At 67.1% G+C, this 12,088-nt stretch carries 11 protein-coding genes; 3 read left to right on the forward strand and 8 right to left on the reverse strand.

From position 1 onward, the window contains the following. Positions 1-117: 117 nt before the first annotated feature. Positions 118-1,329: a S1 family peptidase gene (locus tag ACFQ2D_RS02525; protein ID WP_280942023.1), complete on the forward strand. Its 1,212-nt coding sequence runs from the start codon at positions 118-120 to the stop codon at positions 1,327-1,329. 141 nt (positions 1,330-1,470) lie between these two features. On the opposite strand, the gene ACFQ2D_RS02530 is transcribed toward ACFQ2D_RS02525, so the two are convergent. The 5 genes from ACFQ2D_RS02530 to ACFQ2D_RS02550 all read right to left on the reverse strand — a co-directional run bounded on the left by ACFQ2D_RS02530 (position 1,471) and on the right by ACFQ2D_RS02550 (position 7,006). Continuing rightward, positions 1,471-1,875, reverse strand: a complete 405-nt coding sequence (locus ACFQ2D_RS02530; RefSeq protein WP_280942024.1) for a GFA family protein — start codon at positions 1,873-1,875, stop codon at positions 1,471-1,473. A 54-nt stretch (positions 1,876-1,929) separates the two neighbouring features. Beyond that, a complete protein-coding gene (locus tag ACFQ2D_RS02535; protein WP_280942025.1) occupies positions 1,930-2,418 on the reverse strand; it encodes a GFA family protein in 489 nt (162 codons plus the stop codon). Positions 2,419-2,574: 156 nt separating this feature from the next. Next, entirely contained in the window at positions 2,575-3,492 is a 918-nt protein-coding gene (locus ACFQ2D_RS02540; RefSeq protein ID WP_280942026.1) for an alpha/beta fold hydrolase, read from the reverse strand. A 622-nt stretch (positions 3,493-4,114) separates the two neighbouring features. After that, the gene (locus tag ACFQ2D_RS02545) at positions 4,115-5,971 is read right to left on the reverse strand and encodes an NHL domain-containing protein (RefSeq protein WP_280942027.1); all 1,857 of its coding nucleotides are present in this window, start codon (positions 5,969-5,971) and stop codon (positions 4,115-4,117) included. 192 nt (positions 5,972-6,163) lie between these two features. Next, entirely contained in the window at positions 6,164-7,006 is an 843-nt protein-coding gene (locus ACFQ2D_RS02550; RefSeq protein ID WP_280942028.1) for a glycoside hydrolase family 11 protein, read from the reverse strand. Between the two features lie 182 nt (positions 7,007-7,188). Between ACFQ2D_RS02550 and ACFQ2D_RS02555 the strand changes: the two genes are divergently transcribed. Both ACFQ2D_RS02555 and ACFQ2D_RS02560 read left to right on the forward strand, forming a co-directional pair. Then, positions 7,189-7,866: an oxidoreductase gene (locus ACFQ2D_RS02555; RefSeq protein ID WP_280942029.1), complete on the forward strand. Its 678-nt coding sequence runs from the start codon at positions 7,189-7,191 to the stop codon at positions 7,864-7,866. A 305-nt stretch (positions 7,867-8,171) separates the two neighbouring features. Further along, positions 8,172-8,450 carry a helix-turn-helix domain-containing transcriptional regulator gene (locus ACFQ2D_RS02560; protein ID WP_280942030.1) on the forward strand — a complete coding sequence of 93 codons (279 nt, stop codon included), beginning with the start codon at positions 8,172-8,174 and terminating at the stop codon, positions 8,448-8,450. A gap of 354 nt (positions 8,451-8,804) precedes the next feature. On the opposite strand, the gene ACFQ2D_RS02565 is transcribed toward ACFQ2D_RS02560, so the two are convergent. From ACFQ2D_RS02565 to ACFQ2D_RS02575, 3 genes are all read right to left on the reverse strand, one after another. Further along, entirely contained in the window at positions 8,805-10,892 is a 2,088-nt protein-coding gene (locus tag ACFQ2D_RS02565; RefSeq protein WP_280942031.1) for an alpha-L-arabinofuranosidase, read from the reverse strand. A 639-nt stretch (positions 10,893-11,531) separates the two neighbouring features. Beyond that, positions 11,532-11,867 carry a hypothetical protein gene (locus ACFQ2D_RS02570; protein ID WP_280942032.1) on the reverse strand — a complete coding sequence of 112 codons (336 nt, stop codon included), beginning with the start codon at positions 11,865-11,867 and terminating at the stop codon, positions 11,532-11,534. 9 nt (positions 11,868-11,876) lie between these two features. Further along, positions 11,877-12,002 (reverse strand): hypothetical protein, encoded by a 126-nt coding sequence (locus ACFQ2D_RS02575; protein ID WP_280942033.1) that lies wholly within the window; start codon positions 12,000-12,002, stop codon positions 11,877-11,879. Positions 12,003-12,088 lie beyond the last annotated feature (86 nt).

Here is a 12,088-nt window from a genome sequence, read left to right on the forward strand (position 1 = left end):
TGGGATTGACTAGGGTCGTCGCCGCGACAGGGAACGTTGCGACGACCTTCCCCCACGTGCCGTGCAGCGGTCGCCCCTGCGATCGCCATCCTATCCGCAGTTCCAAGGAGAGTGCCCATGAAGGAGTTCCTGTTCCCCCGCCGTCGCAGGTATGGTCGCACCATGGTGTTGACCCTGGCCGCGGCCACGGCCGCAGCGATGCTGCCTGCGGCGGCCCTGTCGGCAAGCGACGCGTTCGATCCCGCGTTGAAGGCCGCGATCGAGCGCGATCTCGGCATCGGGCCGGCGCAAGCCGTGCAGTACCTGCGCACCGAACGCCTGGCCGAACAGAACGAAGCGGTCGCCAGGCGGCAGCTGGGCGACGCCTATGCCGGCAGCTGGATCGAGCGCCGCGAGGATGGCAGCTTCGTGTACGTGGTGGCCGCCAGCGGGCTGTCTGCGGCGAAGGCGGCGCTGCCTGCGGAGATCGAGGTACGCAACGTGCGCCACAGCCTCTCGGCACTGGAGTCGGCCAAGAGCGCGCTCGACGACGTGGTGCGGCAGGCGACCAGGTCCAAGGCTGCGCTGCAGGGGGTCCATGCCTGGCACGTGGATCCGCAAAGCAACAGCGTGGTTGTCGCGGTCGCGCCCGACGCCGTGGCCAAGGCCATCGACCTGGTCGCACGCAGCCGCGCGGATGCGGGCGCCGTCCGCTTCGAGACCATGGTCGGCCAGCCGGAGCTGTTCGCCACGATCCGCGGCGGCATCGAGTACGTGATCAACAACCAGTACCTGTGCTCGGTCGGCTTCGCGGTGACGCGCGGCAGCACCAAGGGCTTCGCCACCGCCGGCCACTGCGGCAACGCCGGCAACAGCGTGCGCGTGTCCAACCAGAACGTGGGCTCGTTCGCGCAGTCGAACTTCCCGGGCACCGACCGCGCCTGGGTGCAGGTCGGCAGCGCGCATACGCTGCAGCCCTGGGTCAGCAACTGGAGCGGCGGCAACGTGGTGGTCCGCGGCAGCACCGAGGCCGCGACCGGCGCCTCGCTGTGCCGTTCCGGCCGCACCACCGGCTACCGCTGCGGCACCATCACCGCCAAGAACGTTACCGTGAACTATGCCGAAGGCGCCGTGTTCGGGCTCACCCAGTCCAACGCCTGCGCCGGCGGCGGCGATTCCGGCGGTTCATGGATCACCGGCGCCGGCCAGGCGCAGGGCGTGACCTCCGGCGGCAATCGCGCCACCGGCAGCAACAGCAACTGCAGCCTGCCTGCTTCGCAGCGACGTACCTACTTCGACCGGATCAATCCGATCCTGAGCCAGTACGGGCTGAGCCTGGTGCGCGGTTGAGCACGCGCGGAGGCGCGACGCTCGTCGTGCCTCCGCTTCGGCGTCATGACAGGCGCGCGTGCCTGCCGCCTGGCGTCGACGGCGCGGTTGCCTGCTGGTCGGATGCGACCGGATGCTCCTTGCTGCCGGACGCGCCGGCGCTCAGCCCGACGGCAGTCCTGCGTGCTCGAGCAGCGGCGCGTGCAGCCGCGCCCACGCCGGTCGATGCGTCACGAACAGCGCGTCGGTGGGCGCGAAGGACTCCGGATCGTCCAGGCTGCCCGCATAGATCGTGACCATCTCCGGAGCGGACTCCGGCGTTCCGAACAGCATGCTGCCGCACTGTCCGCAGAAGTTGCGCACGGCCGCCTGGCCGCTGCCTCCCGGCATGCGCCACTGCCTGACCGGTCCGGACCAGGCGAACGACGAGCGCGGCACCCCGAGCACGGGCACGCCACCGCTCCCCGTGGCGCGCTGGCAGTCGCGGCAATGGCAGACGATCGAGAACAGCGGCGGGCCCGGCGACCGGTACTGCACGGCCCCGCACAGACAACGGCCGGCGATCATGGCGCGGCAGCCTCCTCTCCCTGACGTCGCCCAGCATATCCCCGCCGGGCTGCATCAGTCGTCCAGCAGGCCGTGGCGCCGGTGCCAGTCCTCCAGCGACTCTCGGGGCAGGCCATCGAGGTGCTTGTCGCTGTCGCCGTCCGGCGCTTTCACCCAGCCAGCCCTGGAGCCCAGCAGCATGTGCACGCGCTCCGGCGGCACCGGCAACGGCGTATCGATCGCCGAGGCATGCGGATGGACCAGGTCCGGCCAATCGGGATCGAACAGCCACAGTGCGCTGCCGCAGCCGGTGCAGAAGTGCCGCCGGCCGGAGCTGGTGCGGCAGCTCCCGTCGCCCTCGCGGATCCTGGCCTGGTAGACGCCGAGGTACTCGCGTCCCTCCACCTCCAGCGTCGCGGCGCGCGCCCCCAGGTTCACGGCGCTGCCGCCGCCTCCCGCGGTCTTGCGGCAGATCGAGCAGTAGCAGTGCAGGAACGGCACAGGCGCATAGGCTTCGCAGCGGAATCGCACCTTGCCGCAGTGGCAGGATCCTTCGAGTCGCATGGCGGACCCCGGAATTGCGATGGACGGCAGACCGTAGCGGCCCCGGTGCGAAGCGAATGTCGATGATCCCGATGTCCGACGCCTGGATTGCCGGCTCGAATGGCGCCTGCCTCGCCGGCCGCGAAACAGCCCCCATTGCGCGTGCACGCCACGCGACTAGTCCGCGTGCACCCGACCCAGGAACCCGCGCATCAGCGCCACGACCTGCTCGAGGTGGGTTTCCAGCAGCCAGTGGCCACCGTCCAGCAGGTGCAGTTCGGCGTCCGGCAGGTCGCGCAGGTAGGCGCGCGCGGACGGCTCCGGCATGTAATGGTCCTGCGGCCCCCACACGATCAGCGTGGGCGGCCGGTGCGTGCGCAGGTAACGGCGGTGCACGGGGAACCACTGCCGGTTGGGTTTCAGGTCGGCGAGCAGGTCGACCATCGCCTCCATCCGACGGGGCGTTGTCAGCGACCAGTGCAGCTGCCACAGGTCCGGCGGGATGCGCGCCTGCAGGGCCGGGCCGACGTTGTTCAGGAATTCCTCGCGATATGCGTCTTCGGTCAGTGCGCCGCGCAGCGCGTCGCGCATGGCCTCGGGCGCCAGCGTCCACGTCGCCTCGATGTCGGCGTACTTCGGGCCCAGCGCGTCCTCGTAGGGGATGTCCCCGTTCTGGATCACCTGCGCAACCACGCGCGACGGGTCCATGATCGCGAGCCTAGCCCCCACCGCCGAGCCGAAGTCGTGCAGATAGATCGCGAACCGCTCGACGCCGAGCGCGCGCACGAAGCCGTCGAGGAACCTCGCGTAGCCGTCGAAGCCGTACTCGAAATCCTCCGGCGTCGCGCTGTAACCCATGCCCGGATAGTCCGGCGCGAGCAACCGCCAGCGGTCGGCCAGCCGCGGCATGAGATTGCGGAACTCGAACGACGAACACGGATAGCCGTGCGGCAGCAGGACCACGGGCGCGCCGTCCGGCCCGGCCTCGCGGTAGAAGGTGTCGACGCCGGAGACATCGACGCGCCGGTGACGCACGCGCACGTATCGATCGGGATCGGCGGATCCGGCGTATGCGGGCAGGTCGACTTTGGCCATGGCGCGGCTTCCGTGTGCAGCCGACGGAGTGTCCGGACCTACCCTTTATCCGCACGTGAAGAAGGTCGCGCGATGTCGTTATGCCCGGATGGAGCCTCCTATGCCGGGCACGGCACGCATCGTCCGCTCCACTCCGATGCATCGACCATGACAAGGGCACCCGCTCCTTCCGGTCCCAGTTAGGAAGGCGGCGATGCAACAGCCCCGTTTGGCTGTGCGTGTGGCCGATAAACGGTGCCCACTACGAGCTCGCGGGCGACTGCGACTCGGACGCTCCCGGATCAGAGACACGGGAGCGACCTAGGGTGCGTGATCTCCGGCGACAAGCCGCGCCGCAGGCAGCAAAAGCAACTGCGACGGCACCGGCACCGGCACCGGCAGTGTGCCCCGCGTAACAGCGCACTTAGTCGAATGGATCAATCCGATCCGGGATCGAGACGGGGCTGAGCTTGGTGCTAGAAGATACGGCGGGGGCGCGACACGCGTCGCGCCACCGCATTCATAGCAGACACAGGCGACTGCTTTACCGATGGCGAAGAACCGAGCCCGGGAAGGCGGACCGACCGCTGGCTCCGCCACCAATGCAGCCATCACCTGAGCCTCACGGACCTATTCTCCAGCTCTATCTGCCGACCAACCAGCCGAGGTCCGGCAGACTCCCGGCGACCATCTGATCCGAATAGTTTGCAGATCGCCAGATCACCATCCGGCCAGTGTCGAGGTTGCGCCAAAGCAGATCCGACTTCCGATCGGCGTTGAAATCACCTACTTTGACAATTGACCACGCAGGATTGGTGATGCGGACGAGGGGCTGCTGATCGGAGTAACGACCGGAAAGCCAGATGGTACCTCGACCGTTCTGGGAATGCCGCCAGACAACATCGGTTTCCCCGTCCCCGTTGAAGTCGCCGAGACCTTGGATCGACCACGTACTCGCGACTGCAGCCAGCGTCCTCTGACGCGAATAGTCCCCTGAGAACCATACGACGTTTGCGCCGGTGACGGGGTTTCGCCAGACGATGTCAGCCCTTCCATCATTGTTGAACTCGCCGACACCTTCGATTCGCCAATCCAGGTTCTTAACGCGCACAACATTTCGTGAAGACGCGCCATCAGCAGAGGGCCAGATGGCGCCAGCACCTGTCTCCCCATTTCTCCAGAGGATGTCTTCCTTTCCGTCGCCATCGAAGTCTGCGGCACCCGCCACGTACCACGCCAGGTTGGATACGCGGGCAAGCTGCTTTTGCGCCAGATAGCTTCCGCCAGACCAAACCAGATTGGATCCAGTGCGATGATTGCGCCAAAGCACATCGCTCCGCCCATCTCCATCGAAGTCGCCTGACGCCGCGACACGCCAGTCTAGGTTTGTCACTGCAGCCATTGGCCAAACCGTACGGCTGGAGCCATTCATCCAGATGGTATTGCGCCCTTCTGCCTGATGACGGAGGAGCACATCCGACCCTCCGTCCCCGTCGAAATCCGACGCCCATGTGGTGGCTTCATCAAGCACTACCTTTCGGATCCGGTTATTTCCTTGGTCGGCAATATACGCACTGCCTGCGGCGTCGAAGGCGATGCGTCGCGGCCGATACAGATTAGCCCGCAATGCAGGTAGGCCATCGCCCGAATAACCTGGCGACCCCGTTCCAACCAGCCTCTGGAGGCTGCGACCGTCGTATCGCTTGACTACGTGACCACCGTATCCGCCATAATAGATCCAGCCGTTCGGATCGACTTCGACAAACCATACGCCAGAACTGTCGGCAACAGGCGTTTGAATGACGCCATTGGTATCGACTACTCGTACTCGGCTGTTGACGACGTCGGCAATGTATAGCCTTCCGCGGCTGTCAACCGCGACATCGTACGGCGAATTCAGGCTGGCGAGTACCGCAGGTCCGCCGTCGCCGGATGAACCTGCGACACCGTTTCCGGCCACTGTTTCGATGATGCCGTTGGTGGAGATTCGGCGCACCCGGTGCGTGCCACTGTCAGTGAAGTAGACATTTCCTGATGAATCTAGCGCGATACCTTGGGGGGACTGCGCACTGGCATTGATTGCCAAACCGCCGTCGCCGGAATAGCCGTAGCGGCCGGAGAGTAACTGCGCAGCGTCTCCGTTGGGTGAGATGCGGTAAATGTTGGAATTAAACGAGGTGATGTAGAGCGTGCCATTCGCAGCCACGGTCAGGTCCAATGGCACGGTTATTCCCCCTACGCTGCCGATGGTTCCGTCCGGATGGACAACGCGAACCGTGTGGTTAAAGCTATCGGCAATGTAGACCTTTCCATCGAGACCAACTGCCACCCCCTGCGGTTCGTTAATGGACGCGTCGACAGCCCTTCCTCCATCGCCGGAAAGATTGCCCTGTCCATTGCCGGCAACGGTATGGATTAGTTGCGCTGATGCAGGAAGCGCCACCAATAGGCATGCAGGCAACGACAGCACCGCGACGCAGCGCACGATCCAACTCTTCATGACCCCTCCCCTGCGCCGGACTGGCGCTAGCGGCATACTACGAAAGAAGGGGGTCAGCGCGGACAGCGTTGGCGCACAGTCGAGCGCGTGCCGCATTGACCCTCCTTCTTCACGGCAGGCAGCCGATCCGCGATCGAAGTGCCAGACGGGGGCCAAGACCGCTTAAAGCAGATTGCACTCCCTCCAATCCGATCATCTCCCCCCATCCCAAACACGACCCGAGACCGCGCCTCCCTTCTCAACCAGGAACACTTCCACCGCGAACACCTGGTAGGTGGGATCGTCGCTGGCGTCGAAGTTGTCCATGTCGGGAAGCGTCCAGCCGTTCCGCTCCCAGGCGTCGACATGGTCGGCGAAGACGATTTCGTGATCGACGCCCAGCGGCAACTGCTCCGTGGGCACGCTCCAGTACTGGTGGAACGTGGCGATGTTGTTGATCGACGGCTTCTGCGTGCGGACGGTGCGCCAGGTGGTGTACTCCACGCCGTTGCTGGTGAACGAGACGCCCTGCTCGCCGCCCTGGCCCGGGGTGCGCACGCCGCGCTGGATGACGTAGTACTCCACCAGGTGGGCGGGATCGGCCGGGTCCATGTCCTTGTCGTAGCCCCAGCCGTACAGGGTCACGTAGCTCGCGCCCGAGTCCTCGTCGAGGCGGTAGCCGATCACGCGGTTGCGGTCGCCGAGCTCCCAGCCCGGCCCGCCGACGTAGTTGTAGTTGCCGCCGATCCAGTCGATCCTGAAATTGCCCTGCTCGTCCAGTTTAAACGAGGCTTCGCCGCCATCCTTCCAGTGGGTGAAGAACACGTCTCCGACATGGCCGGTGGCATGGCTCTGGGTGAGCAGGGTCTCGCCCTCGAAGCGCCGGGTGTAGGCCTCGAACTTGCTGATTGGCGGCTTGGATCGCCCTGCCGGTGCCGCGTCCGGCTGCGGCCGCGCCGCGTCTGCAGCGGCGCCAGGAGCAGGGGAAGCACCGCAGCCGGTGGTGCCCAGGATCAGGGCGGAAGTCAGGACGACATGGGCGAAGCGATGGGTCATGGGTACGGGATGAGATCGGGTCGAGCGTGCAGCATGGCCTGTCGGCGTGGTTAGGCCAACCTGGACCACGCCTTCGTAGCCAGGCCCATGGCGCCGCCGCCCTGCCCTTCGCGCACCCTCGCGCATTCCGCACACACGCCGGAGGCTAGACTCGCGTGCAGATGGCTCCCCTGGAGGTTCGCATGCGCATCCTGATGACAGGCGCCACCGGGCTGGTCGGACAGGGCGTGCTGGTGGAAACGCTGGCGGACCCGGACGTCTCGCAGGTGGCGGTGCTTGGGCGCCACGCGCTCGGTCACGCCGATCCACGCGTGCAGGATCTGGTGGTCGAACGGTTCGACGAGCTCTCCGGAGTGCTCGATCGCCTGGCCCCCTTCGACGCCTGCTTCTACTGTGCAGGTGCGCCGCCGCTGGGTACCCCGCAGGACCGTTACCGGCATATCACCCACGACCTCACCCTGCACGTGGCGCGCGCCTACGCGCAGCGCAACCCCGGCGGCCGCCTGATCTACATTTCCGGCGCGAACGCAGACCCCGCGAGCCGCTTCATGCCGCTGCGCGTGAAAGGCCAGACCGAGGCGGCATTGGATGCGTTGTCCATCGCCACGGTGATGCTGCGTCCCGGCGGCATCCAGCCCGCGCACGGGGAGCGCAGCCCGCACGCCTGGATGCGACCGTTTTACGCACTGGCCGCCCCCGTCATGGGATGGGGCGTGCGGCGGTTGCCGCGCCTGATGACGAGCACCGCGCACGTCGGCAGGGCGATGCTCGCGCTCGCGCGTATGCCCGCTCCGCCCCGTGTGGTGGAAAACGACGCGATCAACGAGCTGGGCGAAACTGCGGCAGGCCGGCCTTGCTGAGCACGCGTGCTCACCTCGACCCTGCCGTCGAAGCACCGTCCGACGCAAGGGCAAGGAGGTAATCAGGCCGGAAGGGCCGGCGCATGTGTCCCAATCAGTGTCGTCCGTGCAGCGGCCGGAAACCTCGGCGAAAGCAGACGGAGGGAATTGAACCGAACTGGTGCTCGGCTACCCCTGATACGTTCAACCTGCAGCAGCCGGCAGTCGGATTAGTTCCCTCCGTCCCCTTTCGTCGCTTTCGTCGCAGCATGTGAGACCAGAATCCGTCACGGTTGTGCGTCCCGGTCCCGACGTCGGTTCAGCGCATGAAGGTCAAGACCAGCCCTTTCGACGCGGCGTACTTCCTCGACAGCGATGAGGCGATCGCTGCTTACCTCACCGATGCTCTGCGGGAGGACGACGCTGTGCTGCTGCGCAATGCCATGCTGACGGTGGTCCGGGCATTCGGCATCGGGGCAGTCGCGGAAGTGGTCGGTCTGGGTTGGGACACGGTGTGCGATGCCCTGGAATCCGGAGACGTGCAGACCCTGCGCAGCGTTGTGCAGGCGACCGCCGATTGCCTGACAGGCCGCGCTGCGGACTGAACGCGTGAGATCCTTCCAGACCGCTGCGAGCGACGCCTTGCAGCAACCCGCTTCGCCCGGCGGCCCGGCGAGATTTGCCATCCGGGCCTGGAAGTCCGCCAATGTCCACCCTCGTGGCGGCGCCGGGCACCACTGCTCCATGCCTTGCAGCCGCAACGCGCATGGGGCCGGGACGACTTCCGCGTAGTCGTCGAAGCCAGGCCCCGGCGCTTCGCCGGCGTCGGCCGGCACATTGGCCGCGCCGTGAACCGGACGATCAGGTAATCCCGACCCCGTTCCCGTGCCTCCCGGGGCGGACCCAGAGCGATGCGGCGGTCGTACCCGGGCAAGCGCCCGGGCATGGCCAGCCGGGGGTCAGGCACGTTCGAAGTGGTAGATCTCCACGCTGGCCGGGCCGACGGTCAGCTCACCGGCCGAGGCGTCGAACGCCGACTCCGTCGCGCCGACCCGCTCCGGCTCCCCCAGCGGATTCTTCGCATCCGGACCGGGGCCGGTGAACTTCCAGCACCGCCCCGCCGCCCTGGGCCGGAAACCCTGCAGCGCGAGCGAGAAACTGTGCGGCTCCTCGGTGGCGTTGACCACGGCAACGGCCAGGGTCCTGCCGTCGGCCGTCAGCGCCGCGGACACGTCCAGCGGATACGTAGGGCCACCGGTATTGACGCTGGGCTGGTCGCCGCCGACCGGGTACTTCGGCGCGGGCGTGGGCGAGTTGCCGTCGACCGCCACCGGCACGGTGCCGAAGCGCTCCTGGTAGAACTGGAACATCCGCCCCTTGATGCTGATCTGCGAGCGGGTGCGGTCGAAGTTGAGCCAGGCGGTCGCCATGGTGTAGCCGGCCATCGCGATGAAGTCGGTGTGGCGGAAGAACTCGTGGAACGCGGCGGCGATCGCCAGGGCGCCCTTGAGGTCGTCCTCGAAATGGAAGGCCCATTCGTCGAAGAACACCTTGACGCTGCCCTTCTCCAGTTCCGGGAAGTGCTTCTTGTACTCCTCCCAGGCGTCCACCATGGTCCGGATGCGGTCGGGCATCTGGTGCGCCCACTCGTTGAGCGTCTTGGTGACGTCCACCAGCTTGCCGGTGGCCAGGTCGAAACGCTTGTTCGCCGGCGGATAGGCGTGGGTGCCCAGTGCATCGAAGCGGCCCCAGCTGTTCTTGAACATGCCGTAGGCCCAGTCGCGGTCGGAACCCACGTGCACCTGCGGCTGGCCGGCGATGAAGATGCCCTGCCCGGTGGTCATCTCGTCGACGAAACCGCCGGGGGCCACGATGTAGATGTCCGGGTCCACCTTGCGCATCAGGTCGACAAACATGTTGTGCTTGGCCGTGTACTGGTCGCGCGCCATGTGCCCGTACTGCCAGTGGCCGTACATCTCGTTGCCCACCGCCCAGTACTTCACGCCATAGGGCTGGCTGCGGCCGTTGGCCGCGCGCTTCGCGCCCCATTCGGTGTCGGCGCTGCCGTTGACGTACTCGAGCAGCTGGGCGCCGGAGCGTGGGTCGCCGAAGCCCGTGTTCACGCACCAGAACGGCTCGCATTCGATCAGTTCGCACAGCTGCAGCAGCTCGTCCACGCCCACGTCATTGGGTTGCACCGCCTTCCATACCGGATCCAGGACGGGCGGGCGCCTGTCGGGGTCGCCGACGCTGTCCTCCCAGTCGTGGGCGGAGATGAAGTTGCCGCCCGGCATGCGCAGGATGTGGCAGTTCATCTGCTTCATCAGCGCCACGGTGTCGGCGCGGAACCCGCGCACGTTGTCCGCCGGCATCAGCGACACCGCACCCACGCCGAAGCGGCCGCGGCCCTGGCCGACGATTTCCAGGCGAGCGTCGGTGGTGTCGACGCCGGGATTGAAGCTGAAACGCTGCGTGTCCCACTCCGACGAGGCGCGCAGCCGGGTCGAGAGCGCCTCGCGGCCGTTGCCTGCGACCAGCCTGACGGTCACCGTCACGCCGGGATCGGCCCACAGCACGATGCGGCCGCCGTAGCCGGCACCGGATTTCAGCGCCAGGCCGTGCTGCACCATCCCGCGTTCCTGCGCACCCTCGAGGGTGACGACAGGGCTGTGCTCGCCCACGTAGGGACGTTCGGTATCCAGCGCGATCGCCGCGACCGGGCCGATGGCCACCCACTTCTCGACGTAGGCGCGTGCGGCACGTCCTTCGGTCGGTTTTTCATCGCGCTGCGCCACGACGCCGTAATAGAACTTGCGGTCGTCGAGCGTCTCGCTCCACAGGCTGTGGTTGATCAGGTTGCCGATGTGCTCGATGAAGCCGCCGTAGATCATCGGCGAAATCGGCGGACGCGTGGCCCCGGCATCGATCGTGGCCGCGATGCCACCGGATGCCGCGAAGACCGGCGGAATCCATGTCGCCGCGCCCAGCGCCGCCGAGCCCAGCAACAGGTTGCGCCGCATCAGGTCCACCTTCTGCTCATGCTCCATCAGTCGTCGTCTCCCCCGGGATTCGAATGGCTGTGCGGACGGCGCCAGGCCGGTGCCGTCCGCGCAAGCAGTGGCACCGCCCCCGCGCGACTCAGGATAGCTGCGGCATGCGGCTGCGCCCTGGTTCCAGCCATGCGGATACCGCGTTGAAACATGCCAATTTCGGCATGGCAGGGGACACGCCAGTGAAAGGGATGAAGACCACTTTCCTGGGCTCTGGGGCCACACCCGCGCACGCATGGCCGCCAGGTGCGCCAAGCGCGCGGCTGGCCAACCGACTGCTTCCCCGACACGGCAACCACGGGTAGTTGGACAAAATTTGTCCATTCGCCGGGCGATTAAGCCCGCGCGCCGCGTGAATCGCCCGGCGCGCCGGCTTCAGGGGCCCGTCGTTGGGCTGATTTGCCCCGCACGCGGGACGTTTCTGGCGGACGATGGACCGAATTGCCCCGTCGGCGGGCTTGTTCGGTCCGACCGCCGAGCAATGAGGCCCGCGGGCGGGCCAATTTCGTCGGCCGTTGGGAAGATTCGGGCGGCGCGCCGGCTGTTCCGGGCCGCCGGCCAGCAAAAAGGCCCCGCGAACGGGGCCTTGGCGGAGGGGCGACGCTGGAGGGGCTCTCCGCCCCGGCGCGCTAGTCGTCAGTCGGCCAGCACGGCGCTTGGACGGGCACTGCGGCGCGCGAAGCGGGCGCCCAGGGCTTCGGCGGCGCCTTCCAGGCCGCGGTTGCGGCCGGAGACCTTGAGCAGGCCGTAGCCTTCGAGCGCGGTGTTCATCAGGTCGCTGCCCAGCGCCATTTCCGAGTCGGACACGCGCTCGGTCAGCCGCTGCAGGCGGCTGAGCACCGGGCGCAGGCGCTCCATCGCCGCCAGGTCGGCCTGGGCCTCGGGCAGGCCCAGCGCCGGCGGCACGATGTCGGGGTTCTGCTCCAGCACGGTCAGGGTCTGGCGCACGAAGGCCTCGGACTTGTCGCCCATCTTGGTGATCTAGCGACGGGTGGCGTTGTCCAGCGCCAGCAGGCCGGACAGGCGGGATTCGAGGTCGGACAGCGCCGCGTTGACGGCGGCCACGTCCTCGTCGGACAGGGTGAGCGACAGCAGGTTCTGGGTCACGGCAGGCTCCTTTGCATTCCATGCGAGTGGGTGCCCGGCGCGCGCCGGGCCCGTGCACAGTGCCGAGGCGCAGTGGGGATGGGTGT

The sequence above is a fragment of the Luteimonas composti genome (assembly GCF_042678665.1).
Classification (GTDB): domain Bacteria; phylum Pseudomonadota; class Gammaproteobacteria; order Xanthomonadales; family Xanthomonadaceae; genus Luteimonas; species Luteimonas composti.